The sequence below is a fragment of the Lentzea sp. HUAS TT2 genome (genome assembly GCF_051853195.1).
Classification (GTDB): Bacteria; Actinomycetota; Actinomycetes; order Mycobacteriales; family Pseudonocardiaceae; genus Lentzea.
The window spans coordinates 7,812,466-7,830,114 of record NZ_CP196667.1 but is presented as its reverse complement, the minus strand read 5'-3'; the positions used below and the strand labels follow the sequence as shown (position 1 = coordinate 7,830,114).

Annotated in this window: 17 protein-coding genes; 8 read left to right on the top strand and 9 right to left on the bottom strand. The window is 70.1% G+C overall.

The genetic code is table 11. From position 1 onward, the window contains the following. Window positions 1-4: 4 nt before the first annotated feature. From ACSHWB_RS37255 to ACSHWB_RS37245, 3 genes are read right to left on the bottom strand one after another with little or no spacing between them, the layout of a single operon-like run. On the bottom strand, window positions 5-1,216 hold the full coding sequence (locus tag ACSHWB_RS37255) for an acyl-CoA dehydrogenase family protein (RefSeq protein ID WP_439658005.1): 1,212 nt from the start codon (window positions 1,214-1,216) through the stop codon (window positions 5-7). Next, window positions 1,216-2,220, bottom strand: a complete 1,005-nt coding sequence (locus tag ACSHWB_RS37250; RefSeq protein WP_439658004.1) for a phosphotransferase family protein — start codon at window positions 2,218-2,220, stop codon at window positions 1,216-1,218. The genes ACSHWB_RS37255 and ACSHWB_RS37250 overlap by 1 nt, the downstream gene beginning before the upstream one ends. After that, window positions 2,217-2,873 (bottom strand): HAD family hydrolase, encoded by a 657-nt coding sequence (locus tag ACSHWB_RS37245; RefSeq protein WP_439658003.1) that lies wholly within the window; start codon window positions 2,871-2,873, stop codon window positions 2,217-2,219. The genes ACSHWB_RS37250 and ACSHWB_RS37245 overlap by 4 nt, the downstream gene beginning before the upstream one ends. A 154-nt stretch (window positions 2,874-3,027) precedes the next feature. Between ACSHWB_RS37245 and ACSHWB_RS37240 the strand changes: the two genes are divergently transcribed. From ACSHWB_RS37240 to ACSHWB_RS37225, 4 genes are all read left to right on the top strand, one after another. After that, window positions 3,028-4,512 carry a carboxylesterase/lipase family protein gene (locus ACSHWB_RS37240; RefSeq protein WP_439658002.1) on the top strand — a complete coding sequence of 495 codons (1,485 nt, stop codon included), beginning with the start codon at window positions 3,028-3,030 and terminating at the stop codon, window positions 4,510-4,512. After that, the gene (locus ACSHWB_RS37235) at window positions 4,509-5,999 is read left to right on the top strand and encodes a carboxylesterase/lipase family protein (protein ID WP_439658001.1); all 1,491 of its coding nucleotides are present in this window, start codon (window positions 4,509-4,511) and stop codon (window positions 5,997-5,999) included. The genes ACSHWB_RS37240 and ACSHWB_RS37235 overlap by 4 nt, the downstream gene beginning before the upstream one ends. 3 nt (window positions 6,000-6,002) lie before the next feature. Next, window positions 6,003-7,262, top strand: a complete 1,260-nt coding sequence (locus tag ACSHWB_RS37230; RefSeq protein WP_439658000.1) for an MFS transporter — start codon at window positions 6,003-6,005, stop codon at window positions 7,260-7,262. Between the two features lie 232 nt (window positions 7,263-7,494). Next, complete coding sequence (locus ACSHWB_RS37225) at window positions 7,495-8,682, top strand: diguanylate cyclase (protein ID WP_439657999.1); 1,188 nt, start codon at window positions 7,495-7,497, stop codon at window positions 8,680-8,682. Between the two features lie 74 nt (window positions 8,683-8,756). On the opposite strand, the gene ACSHWB_RS37220 is transcribed toward ACSHWB_RS37225, so the two are convergent. After that, window positions 8,757-9,599, bottom strand: coding sequence for an alpha/beta fold hydrolase (locus ACSHWB_RS37220; RefSeq protein ID WP_439657998.1), 843 nt, complete (start codon window positions 9,597-9,599; stop codon window positions 8,757-8,759). A 10-nt stretch (window positions 9,600-9,609) separates the two neighbouring features. Here ACSHWB_RS37220 and ACSHWB_RS37215 point away from each other — a divergent pair, with 10 nt between their 5' ends. Together ACSHWB_RS37215 and ACSHWB_RS37210 are read left to right on the top strand one after the other, a co-directional pair. Then, window positions 9,610-10,074, top strand: a complete 465-nt coding sequence (locus ACSHWB_RS37215; protein ID WP_439664737.1) for a PPOX class F420-dependent oxidoreductase — start codon at window positions 9,610-9,612, stop codon at window positions 10,072-10,074. A 16-nt stretch (window positions 10,075-10,090) separates the two neighbouring features. Beyond that, window positions 10,091-10,486: a hypothetical protein gene (locus ACSHWB_RS37210; protein ID WP_439657997.1), complete on the top strand. Its 396-nt coding sequence runs from the start codon at window positions 10,091-10,093 to the stop codon at window positions 10,484-10,486. Here the strand turns inward: ACSHWB_RS37210 and ACSHWB_RS37205 are convergent. From ACSHWB_RS37205 to ACSHWB_RS37195, 3 genes are all read right to left on the bottom strand, one after another. Then, window positions 10,479-11,123 (bottom strand): VOC family protein, encoded by a 645-nt coding sequence (locus tag ACSHWB_RS37205; RefSeq protein ID WP_439657996.1) that lies wholly within the window; start codon window positions 11,121-11,123, stop codon window positions 10,479-10,481. The two genes, ACSHWB_RS37210 and ACSHWB_RS37205, sit on opposite strands and share 8 nt — an antisense overlap. A gap of 15 nt (window positions 11,124-11,138) precedes the next feature. After that, window positions 11,139-13,139, bottom strand: coding sequence for a putative bifunctional diguanylate cyclase/phosphodiesterase (locus ACSHWB_RS37200; RefSeq protein WP_439657995.1), 2,001 nt, complete (start codon window positions 13,137-13,139; stop codon window positions 11,139-11,141). 72 nt (window positions 13,140-13,211) lie between these two features. Then, a complete protein-coding gene (locus ACSHWB_RS37195; protein WP_030475304.1) occupies window positions 13,212-13,553 on the bottom strand; it encodes a hypothetical protein in 342 nt (113 codons plus the stop codon). Window positions 13,554-13,839: 286 nt separating this feature from the next. On the opposite strand from ACSHWB_RS37195, the gene ACSHWB_RS37190 reads away from it, so the two are divergent. Further along, window positions 13,840-14,601 carry a glycerophosphodiester phosphodiesterase gene (locus ACSHWB_RS37190; protein WP_439657994.1) on the top strand — a complete coding sequence of 254 codons (762 nt, stop codon included), beginning with the start codon at window positions 13,840-13,842 and terminating at the stop codon, window positions 14,599-14,601. A gap of 54 nt (window positions 14,602-14,655) precedes the next feature. After that, the gene (locus tag ACSHWB_RS37185; RefSeq protein WP_439657993.1) at window positions 14,656-16,068 is read left to right on the top strand and encodes an MFS transporter; all 1,413 of its coding nucleotides are present in this window, start codon (window positions 14,656-14,658) and stop codon (window positions 16,066-16,068) included. Window positions 16,069-16,118: 50 nt separating this feature from the next. Here ACSHWB_RS37185 and ACSHWB_RS37180 read toward each other — a convergent pair whose 3' ends face one another. Continuing rightward, window positions 16,119-17,000 (bottom strand): hypothetical protein, encoded by an 882-nt coding sequence (locus tag ACSHWB_RS37180; RefSeq protein WP_439657992.1) that lies wholly within the window; start codon window positions 16,998-17,000, stop codon window positions 16,119-16,121. Then, the gene (locus ACSHWB_RS37175; RefSeq protein ID WP_439657991.1) at window positions 16,997-17,344 is read right to left on the bottom strand and encodes a PadR family transcriptional regulator; all 348 of its coding nucleotides are present in this window, start codon (window positions 17,342-17,344) and stop codon (window positions 16,997-16,999) included. The genes ACSHWB_RS37180 and ACSHWB_RS37175 overlap by 4 nt, the downstream gene beginning before the upstream one ends. Between the last annotated feature and the right edge of the window lie 305 nt (window positions 17,345-17,649).

The following is a 17,649-nucleotide window of genomic DNA, read 5'->3' as shown; positions in this document are numbered from 1 at the left end:
GCCTCTACAGGTACTTCTTGAGCTCCCGCTTGGCCAGCGACATGCGGTGGACCTCGTCGGGTCCGTCCGCGAGGCGCAGGGTGCGGGTGGCGGCCCAGAGCTCGGCCAGCGGGAAGTCCTGGCTGACGCCGGCGCCGCCGTGGGCCTGGATGGCCTTGTCGAGGACCCATTCGGTCATCGCGGGGGTGCCGATCTTGATGGCCTGGATCTCGGTGTGGGCGCCCTTGTTGCCGACGGTGTCCATCAGCCACGCGGTCTTGAGCACGAGCAGGCGTGCCTGTTCGATGCGGACGCGGGACTCGGCGATCCACTCGTGCACGACGCCCTGGGCGGCGATGGGCTTGCCGAACGCGATGCGCGAGGACGCGCGGCGGCACATCAGTTCGAGGGCGCGCTCCGCCATGCCGATCAGGCGCATGCAGTGGTGGATGCGGCCGGGGCCCAGGCGGGCCTGGGCGATGGCGAAGCCCTCTCCCTCGCCGGAGATGAGGTTCGAGGCGGGGACGCGGACGTCGACGAACTCGATCTCGGCGTGGCCGCCGTGGGCGTGGTCGCCGTAGCCGAAGACGTGCATGGCGCGTTTGACGGTGACGCCGGGGGTGTCGCGCGGGACCAGGATCATGGCCTGCTGGCGGTGACGTTCGGCGTCGGGGTCGGTCTTGCCCATGACGATGAAGATCGCGCAGTTCGGGTTCATCGCGCCCGAGGACCACCACTTGCGGCCGTTGATGACGTAGTCGTCGCCGTCGCGTTCGATGCGGGTGGCGATGTTGGTGGCGTCGGAGGAGGCGACCTCGGGTTCGGTCATGCAGAACGCGGAGCGGATCTCACCGTCGAGCAGGGGCTGCAGCCACTGCTTCTTCTGCTCGTCGGTGCCGAACATGGCGAGCACTTCCATGTTGCCGGTGTCCGGGGCGGCGCAGTTGAGGGCCTCGGGGGCGAGGTGGGGGCTGCGGCCGGTGATCTCGGCGAGCGGCGCGTACTGCAGGTTGGTCAGGCCGGCGCCGTGCTCGGGGTCGGGCAGGAAGAGGTTCCACAGGCCCTGGCGGCGGGCCTCCGCTTTGAGCTCTTCGAGGATCGGCTGGCGTTCCCACGGGTCGGCGGCGTCGTGCAGCTGCTGTTCGAGGACCGCTTCTGCCGGGTAGACGTGCTCGTCCATGAACGTGAGGAGCTTGGTGCGCAGTTCCTCGGTCTTGGCGTCGTAGGCGAAGTCCATTAGAGCTCCTTGTGGGCGGCGGCGAGTCCCTGCCGCACGAGGGGAACGGTGAACGCGCCGAGCTTCTCGAAGCCGGCGCCGACGGTCTTGCCACTGGCGAAGCGGAAGTGGATGCCTTCGACGATGACGGCGAGCTTGAAGTAGCCGAAGGCGATGTACCAGCCCAGGCCGGAGGTGTCGGTGCCGGTGCGGGCGGTGTAGCGGGCGACGAGCTCGTCGGCGGACAGGAACCCGGGCAGGGAGGTGACGCCGCCGGTGATGGGGTCGTTGTCGGAACCCAGGCCCGCCCAGTAGACGTAGAGCAGGCCGAGGTCGGCGAGCGGGTCGCCGAGGGTGGCCATCTCCCAGTCCAGGACGGCGCTGATCTCCAGCGGTTCCTGGGTGACCAGGGCGTTGTCGAGGCGGTAGTCGCCGTGGATGATCGTGGCGCGCGGCGAGTCGGGGACGGTGTCGGCGAGCTTGTCGCGCAGTTCCTCGATGCCGGGCAGGTCGCGGCTGCGGGAGGCGTCGAGCTGCTTGCCCCACCGCTTGACCTGCCGGGCGAGGAACCCCTCCGGGCGGCCGAAGTCCTGCAGGCCCACGGAGGCGGGGTCGACGGAGTGCAGGTCGGCGAGCACGTCGACGAGGCGTTCGGACAGTGTGCGCGCCTGCTCCGGGGTGATCCACGGGCACTGGGAGCGTTCGCGCAGGGCGGCGCCGGGCATCTCCTGCATCAGGTAGAACGGCGCGCCGATGACGGAGGTGTCCTCGACGAGCTGGTGGGCCGCGGGCACGGGGACGTTGGTGTTCGCGAGCGCGGAGATGACGCGGAACTCGCGGGCCATGTCGTGCGCGGTCGCGAGGACGTGCCCGAGCGGCGGGCGGCGCAGCACCCACGTCCGCGTGCCGTCGCTGACGCGGTAGGTGAGGTTGGAGCGGCCGCCGCGGAACAGCTCGCCGGTGAGCGGGCCTGTGCCGAGGTGGGTGGCCAGTGCCTGCAGGTCGAGGCCGGGAAGGTCGGTCACAGGTTCACTCCGAGGGTGGCGAGGTGGGCGCGGGTGCTCTCAGCGCTCGTGTGGCGGAACGCGTGCATGCCGGTGGCCTGGGCGGCTTCGACGTTGATCGGCGCGTCGTCGAAGAACACCGAACGCCCGGCGGGCACGCCGACCTGCTCGAGGGTGTGACGGTAGATGCGCTCGTCGGGTTTGCGCAGGCCGACGCGGCCGCTGATGACGACGGTGTCGAACAGCTCGAGCAGCAGGTCCTTCGGGTAGCCCTCGCCCCAGCTGTTGGACAGCAGCGCGGTGTGCAGGCCGGCGGCGCGGGCCTTGCGGACGAGCTCGACCATCGCCGGGTCGGGCGTGGCGCCGCCGAACATGCGCTTGAGCAGCCCGTTCTCGTCGATCCTCGAGCCGGTGGTGGTGATCAGCTCGGCGGCGAGCAGCCGTTCGAACTCGGGCACCGTGAGCTCGCCGGTCTCCAGGCGGAACACGGGGTTGTCCGGCAGCGCCTCGCGGCTGAGCCATTCGCGCATGATCCGGCCGTAGACGTCGCGGTCGATGGCCTCGGCGTGCAGCCAGGCGCCGACGAACTCGGGCACCGAGACCGTCAGGACGCCGCCCCAGTCGAAGATCAGGGCGTCGACGAGCGGCTGGGGAGGAAGCGTTGTGTCACCCACGGACCGGAGGGTACCGACCGGTCGGTATGTCGGCAACCGGTGGGCGTCCCGTCCGACTTTCGATGGAGGGGACAAGTGGCCTTTGTGTGGTTTCCGGGTGCCTCGGACCTCGATACGTTCGAGCCCGAAGGGGGTCGGACAACTCATGGCGAGAATGACGACGGTGGCCTTGGCCGCCGCGATGACGCTCGCCGTCATCGTGACGCCGGCACTGGCCGAGAACGACAGCACAGTGGTGAGAACACAGGACGGCGCCGTGCGGGGAACGGTGGCCGGGGCGGTGCGGACGTTCGGGAGCATCCCGTTCGCCGCTGCGCCGGTGGGCGAGAACCGGTGGCGTGATCCGCAGCCGGTGACGCCGTGGCGGGGGGTGCGGGACGCGACGACGCCCGCGCCGATGTGCGCGCAGGGCGCGGGGCTGGGGCAGCCGCCGTCGCAGTCCGAGGACTGTCTCTACCTCAACGTCACCACGCCGGCGGGCAACGCCCACAAGCGGCGGCCGGTGATGGTGTGGATCCACGGCGGGTCGTTCACCGGCGGCGGCGCCTCGATGTACGACGCGCGGTGGCTGGCGAGCAAGAACGACGCCGTGGTCGTGACCGTGAACTACCGGCTCGGGGTGTTCGGGTTCTTCGGCTATCCCGGTCTGGCCGGGTCGGGGACGTTCGGGATCGCGGACCAGCAGGCCGCGCTGTGGTGGGTGCAGCGCAACGCCCGCGCGTTCGGCGGGGACGCGCGCAACGTGACGGTGTTCGGGGAGTCTGCGGGGGCGTTGAGCGTGTGCGCCCAGCTGGCCTCACCGCGGGCGGCCGGGTTGTTCGCCAAGGCGATCATCCAGTCCGGGCCGTGCGGGGTCGACGCGCCCTCGCCGACGGAACCGGGCAGGTTCGTGCACCTGTGGAAGCCGCGGGCCGAGGTGGAGCAGCAGGGTGTGGGCACACTGGGCTGTGCCGACCTGGTGTGCCTGCGGGCGCAGCCGGTCGAGAAGCTGCTCACGGTGCACGACCAGTTCTCCTCCCCCGCCTACGACACCGCGGTGCTGCCGATCGACCCGGTCGTGGCGCAGCGGACGGGACGGATGCACCGGGTGCCGACAATGGTGGGCACCACGCACGACGAGATGACGCTGTTCGTGCCGGACGCCTTCCCTCAGCCCGTGCCGGACGCGGCGTACCGGGCCACGTTGGGCGCGTTGTTCGGCGCGGACGCGGACAAGGTCGCGGCGCGGTACCCGGTCAACGGCAACGGCGACGCGCGCGACGAGATCGCCACGCTGCTCACGGACAAGTCGTGGTCGTGCACGGCGACCGTGACGCGCACGGAACTGGACCGGCACGCACGCGTGTCGGGCTATGAGTTCGCGGACCAGGACGTGCCGATGTTCTTCCCCGGCAGGCAGCCGTTCCCCGGCGGGTACCGGGCGTTCCACGCCTCCGAGCTGCCGTTGCTGTTCGACTTCGGGGTGCCGCTGACGGCCGGGCAGCGGGAGCTGTCGGACTACATGGTCACGGCGTGGGGACGGTTCGCGCGCACCGGTGACCCGGGCTGGCGTGCGGACGTGCAGTCGCTGGTCGCGGGAGCGGCCGGGCCCGCTGACTTCGAGAAGGACCACAAGTGCGACTTTTGGGGGTCGTTGTGAGAAGGACTGTGTCGGCGGTCGTGGCCGCCGTGATGGCGTGTGCGGTGGTGACGAGCCCGGCCGCCGCGGACAGTGGTGCGGTGGTGCGCACGGACAAGGGTGCCGTGCGGGGGAAGGTCACGCAGGCGGTGCGGACGTTCGGGAGCATCCCGTTCGCCGCTGCGCCGGTGGGCGAGAACCGGTGGCGTGACCCGCAGCCGGTCGCCGCGTGGCAGGGGGTGCGGGACGCGACGACGCCCGCGCCGTTCTGCGCGCAGAACTCGATGCTGGGGCAGCCGTCGTCGGACACCGAGGACTGCCTCTACCTCAACGTCACGACACCGGCGGCCGGCTCGCACAGGAAGCGGCCGGTGATGGTGTGGATCCACGGCGGTGGGTTCACGTCCGGGGCGGCGTCGATGTACGACGCGACGTGGCTGGCGGCCAAGAACGACGCCGTGGTCGTCACGGTGAACTACCGGCTCGGGGTGTTCGGGTTCTTCGGTCACCCCGGCCTGCCCGGCTCGGGCACCTTCGGGCTGGCCGACCAGCAGGCGGCGATGAAGTGGGTGCAGCGCAACGCCCACGCGTTCGGCGGTGACGCCCGCAACGTCACGGTGTTCGGCGAGTCCGCGGGCGGCCTGAGCATCTGCGCGCAGCTGGCGTCGCCGCGGGCGGCGGGGTTGTTCGCGAAGGCGATCATCCAGTCCGGGCCGTGCGGGCTGAGCCTGCCGTCGTTCACCGCGCCGGGCGAGTTCGCGACCGTGTGGCGCTCGCGTACCGCCACGGAGAACGCGGGCGTGGGCGTGCTGGGCTGCGCCGACGTGGCGTGCCTGCGGGCGCAGCCGGTGTCGAGGCTGCTCACGGTGCACGAGCAGTTCGCCTCGCCGTCGTTCGACACGGCGGTGCTGCCGATCGACCCGGTCGTGGCACAGCGGACCGGCCGGATGCACCGGGTGCCGACGATGGTGGGGTCGACGCACGACGAGATGACGTTGTTCGCGCCGTTGTTCTGGCCGCAGCCGATCCCGGAGGCCACCTACCCCGACCAGCTGGCGTGGCTGTTCGGCGCGAACGCCGGCGAGGTCGCCGCGCGGTACCCGGTCAACGGCAACGACGACGCGCGCGACGAGATCGCCCGGCTGCTGACCGACCGGTCCTGGGCCTGCACGTCACAGGTCACGCGCGACGAACTGGACCGGCGCACGCGGGTGTCGGGCTACGAGTTCGCCGACCCGGACGTGCCGATGATCTTCCCGGACCTGCCACCGTTCCCGGAGTACGGGGCTTACCACGGCTCCGAGCTGCTGATGCTGTTCGACATGGGCCAAACGCTGACACCGCGGCAGCGCGAGGTCTCGGACTACATGATCGCGGCGTGGGGACGCTTCGCGCGCACCGGTGACCCCGGCTGGCGTGCCGACGTGCAGTCCCTGGCACCCAGGGCGATCAGGCCGGCCGATTTCGCCCGAGATCACCAGTGCAGGTTCTGGTCGTCCATCCTGTAGCCCATGCCCGGCTACCGCGACCTCGCTCGCGACCGCGAGTTCCGCGCCTTGGTCCTGGCGCACGTGGTGTCGGTGGCCGGGGACCAGTTCGCCAGGGTCGCGCTGACGGTGCACGTCTACCACCGCACCGCCAGCGCGGGCCTGACGGCGCTGACCTACGCGCTGACGTTCCTGCCCGACCTGATCGGCGGGCCACTGCTCTCCGGGCTCGCGGACCGGTTCGCCCGCAAGAAGGTCATGGTGACCGCCGATCTCGTCCGGGCGGCCCTGCTGCTGTTCATGGCGATACCGGGACTGCCGCTGTGGGCACTCGCGTCACTGGTGGTGGCCGTGCAGCTCGCCGGCGCACCCCACGGCGCGGCACGGGCGGCGTTGCTGCCGCACATCCTCCCCGACGCGCGCTACCCGATGGGACAGGCGGTGCTGAGCACCCTGACCCAGGCCGCGCAGGTCGCCGGGTTCCTCACCGGCGGCGCCCTGGTCGCCTGGCTCGGACCCGGACCGGTGCTGGTGCTCGACGCGGTGACCTTCTGGATCTCCGCACTGCTGGTCACGACCTGGCTGCTCGACCGGCCCGCACCGCGCAGAGCGCACGTGCGGGCCTGGCCGACCGACCTGGCCGGCGGCACGCGACTGGTGTGGGGCGACCGCAGGCTGCGCGCGCTGCTCGCGCTCGCCTGCGTGTCCGGTTTCTACATCGTCGGCGAGGCGCTCGCGGTGCCGTACGCGGCACAGCTCGCGGCCGGCCCCGCCGGCGTCGGGCTGATCTTCGGTGCCTACGCCGCGGGCGCGGCGGCGGGCATGCTGGCGCTGGCGCACCTGGACGAACGGCTGCAGGCGCGGCTGATGCCGTGGCTGGCGATCGCCGCGTGCGCCGTTCTCGTCCCGGCCGCGCTGCGGCCGGGCCTGGTCGTCAGTGTGGGGTTGTTCGCGCTGTCCGGGGCGGCCAGCGCCTATCACCTGGTCGCGAACACGCGGTTCGTGCGCGCGGTGCCCGACGAGTCACGCGGGCAGGCGTTCGGCCTGGCCGTCACCGCGCTGCGCGTCTCCCAAGGCGTGGGGGTGGCGCTGGCGGGTGTGGCGGCCGAGACGGTCGCGGTGCACCGGGTGGTCGCCGCCGCCGGAGCACTGGGCGTGCTCGCGGCAGGCGGTGCGGCAGTCCTGTGGTGGCTCAGCGACGCCAGTCGGTCGGCCGGTTCCAGTCCGTCGGACGGTTCCAGTCGGTCGGGCGAACGGGGCGGCCGGTGGCGGAGACACGGTTGATCATGACTGCTCCTATGGGTGTTCGTTGCGCCTGAACTGCAGCGGCTTCTTGTGAGTGCGAACTGTGAGGACTACTCACGGTGAGGTCCCCCACATGGAGCCACGACTTTGCGTGACCCGGTAGCTACAGTGGTTGGTTCCTGGACGGTGGTGTGGGGGTGGCAGCGTGCCTTGGCTCGACCCGCGCCGGTGGAAGTTATGGTCGCTTCCTCCTGTGGTGCTGGCCTATGTCGTGACGGTGGTTGTTTCGGCGACCCTCGTCACGCTCGCCACCGCATGGCGTACCCCTGCCGAGGCCTTGAACTGGCCCTGGTTCCTGCTGCTCGCCGCTGGTGCCGTCGGGCACCTGGAAGCAGCACGGGGCATCGAACGCATCCGCGAGATCGGCGCCGAAGGATCGCCACACGCCCACATGCAGTCCGTGTGGCTGTTCGCGGGCGTGCTCGTGCTCCCGATGCCACAGCTCGTCGCGCTGATCGTCATCAGCTACGCGCACTCGTGGTTCCGGGTCTACAAGCGGCGGGCCGTCCTGTTCCGCAAGGTGTTCTCCGCGGCCACTGTCGTCCTGGGCAGCGCGGCCGCGCAACTCGTTCTGGGGTTGTTCCCAGACCGCGCTGTCGACGTGGACGGACCGCTTGGCCTGTTGGCACTGGTTACGGCCGGGGCGCTGTATTGGTTCATCAACTATGCGATGGTCGTGACCGCGATCTACCTGACGAACCGCCAGAACCCGGTCCGCACGGCCCTGGGCAACGCCTCCGACGTGCTCATCGTGCTCGCCTCCGTCGGCCTCGGCTCCGGCGTCGCGATCATCATGAACTGGCGGCCGTGGCTCACCCCGATGCTGCTGCTCACGGTCCTGGCCCTGCACATGGGCCTGCTGCTGCCCCAGTTCCGCGTGGCGGCCCGCACCGACTCCAAGACCGGCCTGGTCGACGCCACCTTCTGGCACGACGTCGCCGAACGCGAACTGCAGCGCGCCCGCCGCCTGGGCTCCACCGTCGGCGTGCTGATCCTCGACCTCGACCACTTCAAGCTCATCAACGACACCTACGGCCACCTCGCCGGCGACCGGGTGCTGCGCGCCGTCGCCGACGCGCTCAAGCACTCCGTGCGCTCCTACGACCTCGTGGGCCGCTTCGGCGGCGAGGAGTTCGCCGTCGTGCTGCCCGGCGTCGCCAACGGCGAGGTCCGCGCCACCGCCGAACGCATCCGCTACGAGATCGCGAGCCTGCACATCGTCGTGCTCGACCGCCTGGGCGAGAGCCAGGTCGTCGCCGGCCTGACCGCCTCGGTGGGCGCCGCCGTGTACCCCGACACCGCGACCGAGCTCAGCCCGCTGCTGCTGGCCGCCGACGAGGCGCTCTACCAGGCCAAGAGCAACGGCCGCGACCGCGTGGCCACCGCCCAGGTCTTCTAGTCACCCCACACGCCCCGGCCGTCACCACCCGACGCTGTGGTTCGTGCAGGCGGCAGGGAAACAAATCCCGCGGCTCAGCGGTCCAGGAAAGCGGCGATCCGCCGGGACACCTCGGCGGGCTCCTCCACCCACGGGTAGTGCCCCACACCCTCGTGCACCGACAGCGTCGCGTCCGGGAACAACCCGGCCAGCTCCGCACACCGGCGCACCGGCGAGATCGGGTCCACCGAGCACGCGTACACCAGCACCGGGTGGTCGAACTCGGCGAGAGCCCGCCGCAGCACGCCGGGCACGAACGCCCCCTCGGCGTTGTAGCCCAGCGCCACCTCGTACTTCCACTGCCCCAGCTCCGCGTCCGCGTGCGCCCGAGCCCGCTCGTCCCACCGCGCGTACAGCAACGGCGACGCCGCCACCCGGTTGCGCACCGAGTCGTCCCCCGCCGCGTTGCGCTCCAGCGCCGCCGTCGCCGCCTCGAACCACGGCTCACCGGCACGCGAGGCCAGGAACGTGTCCCAGTCGCTCTGCTCCGGCGACAACCCCACACTGCGCAACGCCGGCGTCAGCAGCACCAGCCTCCCGATCCGGTCCGGGAAGTCCGCCGCATAGCCCATCGCGATCCCGGCGCCGGCGGAATGCCCCAGCACGTCCACCACGTCCAGGCCCAGGTGCCGGCGCAGCATCTCCACGTCCCGCACCAGCATGTCCCGCCGGTACGTGAACGGGTCCGCAGGCTCGTCCGACTCACCCGTGCCCCGGTTGTCCAGCACGATCAGCCGCCGCGACGCGTCCAGCCCACCCAGCGTCCCCAGGTACTCCGACGCCCGCCCCGGACCACCCGCCAGCACGAGCAGAGGGAGACCCTCGCCCGCTTCTCGATAGGCGAGTTCGGTGCCGTCGAACGAGGTGAAGCGTGCCATGCTGCACATCATGCCGAAGATCGCCACGGCCGACCTCGTCGACCGGCCGCAGCTGCTCGAGTTCCTCTCCACCCGCCACCACGGCGTCCTCATCACCCGCCGCTCCACCACCGACGGAGTGCAGGTCTCCCCCGTCGCCTGCGGCGTCGACACCCAGGGCCGCATCGTCATCGCGACCTACCCGCAACGTGCCAAGGTCCGCAACGCCCGCCGCAACCCCGCCGTCACGATGTGCGTGCTCTCCGACGACTGGAACGACGCCTACGTCCAGATCGACGGCACCGCCGAGGTCCTCGACCTGCCCGAGGCACTCGACGACTTCGTCGAGTACTACCGCTGCATCGCGGGCGAACACCCCGACTGGGACGAGTACCGCGCCGCCATGCTCCGCCAGGGCAAGTCACTCATCCGCGTGACCATCGACAGCTGGGGCCCCATCGCCACCGGCGGCTTCCCACCCGAGCTGGACGCCTGACCCCGTGAAGCTCTGGATGAAGACCGTCCTGTGGGTCTACATCGCGTTCAACCTGCTCCAGGCCGTCGTCCTCACGTTCAGCCCCGAGCTCACCGACCGCGCCTACCTCGGCGGCGAGATGACCCCCACGCGGCACTTCCAGTGGTACGCCGTCGCCGGCTACCACGTCCTCATCATCGCCGTCACCATCATCGCGATGGGCCTGCAGCGCGCCGCTGACCGACGCAAGATCATCATCGTCAACGCGCTGATGTACCTGTTCTGGGACGCCGGCTCACAACTGACCTACTGGGGCCGCGAGATCGGCATGGCCACCCCCGACCTGCTGATCAACTCCGGCGTCAGCATCGCCACCGGCCTGATCCTGCTCGCCATCGCCTGGCTCGACCGCGACCCCGCCACCGCTAGCTAGACCACGTCCCGCCCCAGCCCGCCGGCGACTCCAGCAACACGCACGAGCCGCCGTGCGGGCCCTCGACCGACGCGATCAACCCCGTCGGCACCGTCGTCGGCTCCAGCAGCACCCGACCGTCCAACTCGGACACCCGCGCACACGCCGCCGCCAGATCATCCACCGCGAAGTACGTCTGCCAACCCTGCGCACGCGTCGTCGTCAACCGGCCCGCGACAGAACGCGGCTCACCGTGACGCGCCGACGTGAACAACACGAAGTCCTCGGACTCCGGCTTGATCTCCCAGCCGAGCTCGGCGGCCCAGTACTCGTCCTCCGCCGTCTCGGTCATCAGCTCGACCCAGCACGGCTCACCACCACGCGGCGGCGGCGCCCACGGACCGTGCAACACCCGGCCCGAGTCCACAGAGGAGTTCGCCTTCAGCTCCCGCGGCTCATCGCCACCGAAGAACACGCGCCAACCCTGGTCCCCCGCAACGACCTGAGCCGCCAGCCGATCACCCACCCAGCCCGAGAACGAACCACCAGGCTCCGAGATCACCGTCCACCCGAGAACACCGGCGAAAAAATCCACCGACGACTCAGGCTCGGCAACACTCAACTCAAGACGACGAAGACCACAAGACGACACGGGCATCCCATCGGGCGGAAATCACGAGCGCGCCCCATCCTCTGCTCCGACCACCTGAGACGACAATGCGCCATTCGGCGGCATGCGCTCCGCGCTCACCACGTCACGCAGCGGCACCGGCCTGCCCAGGTGAAAACCCTGACCCACCCGCACCCCGAGCTTGCGCAGAGCGTCCACCTGCGACGGACGCTCCACCCACTCCGCCACCGACGACAACCCCAGCCCGTTCGCGATCTGCACGATCCCCGACACCAGCACCGCGTCCGCCGCGTTGGTCTCGATGCCCTTCACGAACTCACCGTCGATCTTGATCCCCGTGATCGGCAGATGCTTCAGGTGCACGAACGACCCGAACCCGGAACCGAAGTCGTCGAGGGTGATCCGGCACCCGAAACTGCGCAGCTGCGTCGCCAGCGTCACCGCCGCGTCCAGGTTCGTCACCGCCGCCGTCTCGGTGATCTCCAACCCCAACCGGCCAGGAGCGACACCGGCCGACCCCAGCTTGTCCAGCACGAAGTCCCCGAAGTCAGGATCCTCCAGCGTCCGCCCCGACACGTTCACGTTGAACCGCAACCGCGGATCCGGCTGCGCCACAAGGGCATCGATCGCCGTCGTCAGCACCCACCGGTCCACCTCCAGGATCAGGTTCGACCGCTCCGCCACCGGCAGGAAGTCCGCAGGCCCCAGATACGGCTCCTGCCCGTCCTCCAGCCGCAGCAACAACTCGTGCCCGAGCACCTGCCCCGTCGCCAGCTCCACCATCGGCATCCCGTACAACGCCAGCCCGTTGCCCGCCAGCGCCGCACGCAACCGGTCCAGCACACTGACCCGCTTCACCGTGTCCGCGTAATGCGTCGGCTCGTACACCGTCACCCGGTCCCGGCCCGCCGCCTTCGACGCGTACAACGCCAGATCCGCGTTCGCCAGCACCAGCTCCCACGAGTCACCCGGCCCGAACTCCGCCAGCCCCGTGCTCACCGTGATCCGCGCCGGAGTCCCGATACCCGCCAACGGAAAACCCGCCACCGCGTCCCGCAACCCGTCCGCGACCTCCGACGCGTCCTTCGGCGACGCCCCCGGCAACACCACCGCGAACTCATCACCACCCAGACGAGCGATCAACCGATCACCCAAACGGGACTGCAACGCCGACGCCAGCATCCGCATCACCCGGTCACCCACCGCATGACCACGCAGATCGTTGACGTCCTTGAAGTTGTCCAGATCCAGCACCAGCAACGCACCAGAACCGTTGTTCGCCAGCTCCTGCTCCAACGCACGCGTCAGCGCCCGGCGGTTCGGCAGACCCGTCAACGGATCCTGCTCCGCCATCCTCACGAGCTCGTCGTGCACCCGCGACGACTGCGTCACGTCGTGCGCCGTCCCCAAAGCCCGCAACGGCGTGCCGTCATCCCCCACGACGACCTCACCGAAGCACTCGAACACCCGCTCCTTGCCGTCCGGCCGCAACATCCGATGCGTGTACGTGAACACCGAACCGGTCTTGAGCGCGGTGTCGAGGGTCTCCTCGATCATCGGCAGATCGTCCGGGTGCACCAGCTGCGAGTACATCTCGAAGTCGAACGCCGTCCCCGGCGCGAACCCGAACATCTCCAGCAACGTGTCCGACCACGTCACCCGGTCCTCGCGGATCGACCACTCCCACGTCCCCATGCGCCCCAGCGCCTGAGCCCGCCGCAACGCGTCCGCCTCCTGCGTCACCGTCAACTCACGATCACGCCACGCCGACACGTCCACGACCTCGTACATCAGGTCGTCACCCAACCGGGAACACCGCACCTCGAGCCACTTCGGACCCGGCACCAGCACTTCCCTCACGGGCGCCGGCACCTCGGGCACCCCCGGCAGCAACGCCGGCAACGAGCGGCCGTACGCCTGCTCGACCGGAACCCCCAGCACAGCACCCAGCGCGCGGTTGCACCACAACAGGTTTCCGCGCGAGTCCGTCACGGCATAGCCGACACCCGCTCGGTCCAGCACCGTGCGGCAGTAGGAGGTCACGCGCGTCATGATCGTCCGATCACCGGACGTAAGCAACCCGCTACGCCGGTCAGTTCGCTGATGTGCGAACGGCTATCGCAGCCGCTCCAAACCCTTCGCCGACTCCACCAGCTCCGCCGCCAGCTTCCTCAGCTCCTCGTTCTCGGCCCCGTCCTGCGCCGCCGTCACCACATCCTCCGCGGCGCACCGCAACTGGAACAACCTGTCCTGCAGATCCGCCAGCTCGGCGGTGCTCAGCACCACCGCGTCCTCCGGCAGACCACCACGTTGCAACGCCGCCCTGCGCTCGTACGCGCGCTGACGACACGGCTGTGCGCAGTACCTCCGCGGCCGGCCGATCCGCCCGCTCCCGGGCAACCGCCTCCCGCACCACGCACAGTGCCTGGGCTCATCCGCCTCCATGGAGCGCTCCATGGCGCGCGACGGTAGCGAATGGTGGCGGGTGGTCTCCAGCGACGCGCCAGAAAGCCCGACCTTCGTAGGGAACCGGACACTACCCGCATGGCCGTTGGTGTCGGATCAGGGTGGGGTTTGATCAACTTCCGTCGTTCCGTGGCGGTTTGAGGGTAGTGCGTTCCGCTGGGACGAACGGCCGACAGGCCTCATTTCAGGCAACACTGAAGAAATAGAGACAAAGAAGAAAGTGTGTCGCCACCCACCGTCCACCCCGGAGCCACCGCCGGAAGGCAGACTCCCCCACGTGACACATCCCTACCTCGCAGGCCCACGCCCCCGAGCCTTCGCCCACCGCGGCTGGCACGTCGACGACCTCACCGGCATGGAGAACTCGCTGAGCTCCTTCCGCAGGGCCGTGCAGGAGGGCTACCGCTACATCGAGACGGACGTCCACGCCACCGCCGACGGCCACGTCGTCGTCCACCACGACGCCACCCTCGACCGCACCACCGACGCCCACGGCGTCGTCTCCGAACTCCCCTGGACCGAGGTCCGACACGCCCGCGTCGGCGGCCGCGAACCCATCGCCCGCCTCGCCGACGTCCTCGAAGAACTCCCCGACACGTTCTTCAACATCGACGTCAAGTCCGAGAACGCCGTCGAACCCATCATCACCCTGCTGCGCAAAGCCAAGTCACTGCACCGCGTCTGCCTCGCGAGCTTCTCCGACAACCGTCTCGCCCGCCTGCGCAGGATCGCCGGACCGGAACTGCTCACCTCCATGGGCCCTCGCTCCGCCGGCGCCCTCTGGGCCGCCGGCCGCCTCCCCCTCGCCGGACTCGCCGTCCGCGGCCAGGTCGCCCAGGTCCCCGTCAGCCAGGGACGCCTGCAGATCGTCGACCGCCGCTTCGTCCAGGCAGCCCACCGCAGAGCCCTCGAAGTCCACGTCTGGACCATCGACGACGAAGCCGACATGCGCGCGCTTCTCGATCTCGGAGTGGACGGACTCGTCACCGACAGGCCCGACGTCCTGCGCGAAGTTCTCCAGTCGCGCAACAGCTGGTAACAGGTTGGGCAGTAGATCATCGGCCCCGTCGGCGGACAAGTACAGTCCGCCGACATGAAGAGCACGGGCGACGACACCGCCGACGCCAACACCGCCGGGCGCCGCAAGAAAGAACAACGCGGCTGGGTCTGGTACGACGTGGCGAACTCCGTGTTCCCCACGTCGGTGATCACCGTCTTCCTCTCGCTGTACCTCACGAGCATCGCGACCAACGCCGCCAAGGCCGACACCGCGCTCAACGGGGCCAACCCGTGCGCGAACGACAACGCCTTCGACCACTGCGACGTCACGATCCTCGGCCTGCAGTTCCCCTCCGGCTCGCTGTGGGGCTACCTGCTCTCCATCGCCACCGTGGTCCAGGTGATCGTGCTGCCCGTCATGGGCGCCATCGCCGACCGCACCCAGAACAAGAAGAAGATGCTCGGCGCCTTCGCCTTCACCGGCTCCGCCGCCACCATCGCGCTCGCCGCCGTCGAAGGCACCAACTGGAAGCTCGGCGTCTTCTTCTTCATCATCGCCAACATCTGCTACGGCGCCAGCGTCGTCGTCTACTACGCCTTCCTCCCCGAGATCGCGACCCCCGACGAACGCGACGCCGTCTCCAGCCGCGGCTGGGCCTTCGGCTACCTCGGCGGCGGCGTCGCCCTCGCCATCCAGCTCGGCATCACCCTGTCCGCCGACTCCCTCGGCATCACCTCCGGCGACGCCGCGCGCATCGCGTTCGTCATCTCCGGCATCTGGTGGGCCGCCTTCACGATCATCCCGCTGCGCGCCCTCACCGAGCACCAGCGCCCGCACGGCGGCGAACACGGCGCCTCGGTGATCTCCGCAGGCTTCAAGGAGCTCGGCACGACCCTGAGGCAGGCCAAGGCCTTCCCTCTCACGCTCGCGTTCCTCGGCACCTACCTGATCTACACCGACGGCATCGCCACCGTCGCCAACGTCTCCGCCCAGTACGGCAGCGTCGAGCTCAAGTTCACCCAGCAGACGCTGATCACCGTCATCCTCATCGTCCAGTTCGTCGCCTTCATCGGCGGCGTCCTGCACGGCTACGTCGCCAAGCGCGTCGGCGCCAAGAAGACGATCCTCGGCTCCCTGGTCGTGTGGATCGTCGTGATCACCGCGGCGTTCTTCGTCGAGGCAGGCGACGAGACCTCGTTCTACCTCGTCGCCGCGGGCATCGGCATCGTGCTCGGCGGCACGAACGCCCTGTCCCGCAGCCTGTTCAGCCAGATGGTGCCGCCCGGCCGCGAGGCCCAGTACTTCTCGCTCTACGAGGTCGGCGAGCGCTCCACCAGCTGGCTCGGCCCGCTGGTGTTCGCCGGCGTCGGCCAGGCCACCGGCAGCCTGCGGCCCGCCATCCTGGCCCTGATCATCTTCTTCGTCGCCGGGTTCGTCCTGCTGATCTTCGTGCCCGTCCGCCGCGCCATCAAGGCCGTGGGCAACGAGGAACCCGCACTCGTCTGATCCTCCCGACCACCGCGGGCGGTGCCGCTTCGCCGCGGCACCGCCCGTTCTCACGCCTGGACCCTCTGCGCCCGCCTCCGCACCGGCGCCACCGCGGACAGCAGGAGCAACAGCGCCAGCACACCCGCCGGCACGACGAACCCACCGGACGGGATCACCAGGTACAGCAACGGCACCAGCTGCAGCACCGCGAACAACGACAACGCCCGCCCCAGCACCGGATCGTCCCGCAGGAACGCCACCACCCGCACGACCACGGTGACCAGCCCGACCGTCAGCATCCCCGCCCCCGCGGAGACACCGCCGACCACACCGAGCAGCACCGCTCCCCCGCCCCACCACAGCAGCCGCCGCGCCGGCGGCGTCGGCGCCTCCCGGTGAAACCCGAGGCACAGGCACACGAACGTCACCAGCGACGGCAGCTGGAACACGCTCCACGTCAGCAGGTACCCGGGCTGCCCCAGCGAGACGACCGCCAGCAGCACGGGCGCACCCGCCGCCACCTTCGCGAGCGTCCGCCGCCCGCCCAGCAACGCCCCGAACGCCACGAACGGCCCCAGCTCCAGCACCCGCCACCAGGCGACGTCCTGCTGGTACGGGCCACCGAACCCCACGGCGAGGCCCACGACCGCCGCCGTCGCGTAGAACAGCCCCAGCAACAACCCGAGCATCCCCAGCGCCCGCACGACCTCGCCCCGCCACACCACCTTCGCCGGGACGCTGCTCATCCCCGCCCCCGCCGCGAGGTGCGTGCGCACCGACAGCGCGAGGATCGCGCCCGTCTCCCCCCACCCCGGCCAGCTGTGCTCCAGGTCGAGCTCGTCGTCGCGCTCGGCCAGGAAGATCCCGACCATCTCCTCCTCGCGGTCCTGCCGGTACCACCGGGGCAACACGCCCAGCAGTGCCCGGTACCGCCGCTCCAGATTGCTCACGCCCGGCTCGACCACGTCTGGACACCCCTCCCCCTCAGCACCGCACTCGCCGCGCGCACGTTCGCGCTCAGCCGTGCGACCTCCGCCTGCAGCGCCCGCACACCGGAGTCGGTGAGCTTGTAGTAGCGCCGCAGCCGCCCCTGGTGGATCTCCTCGCGGTCGCGCTCGGCGAGCCCGTCCGCCACCAACCGGTCCAGCACCCCGTACAGCGTGCCGACCCGCAACACCATCCGCCCCTCGGACAGCTGCTCCACCGCCTGCACGATCGCGTACCCGTGCAAGGGCTCCTCCGCCAGCGCGGTGAGCACCAGAAACGTCTGCTCGGACATGACCCGACCACTCATGTCGCTGAATATATCGCGGCGCGAGGTATATCGGGAAGCGGATGCCAGCCGAAAGGTTGACTTCAGGCAGCACTGAAGTTATCGAGCGCTTCGAGCTGGGGTTCGGGTCGGTGTGAGGCGGTCCGTCCCCCACGTTCGCAGGCAAGCGTGCCGCACTGAGCGACAAGAACCGCCAGCCCGAGCCGGCCGTTCGCAACAAGCCCGGCCTCCGTTCGCGTCGAGCCCGGCCTGGACGAGGCGCGTTCGCCACGAACCCGTCCTCTCCCTCACCTCCCTTCCCTCCACCTCTCCCCCGGCTGCGGGCA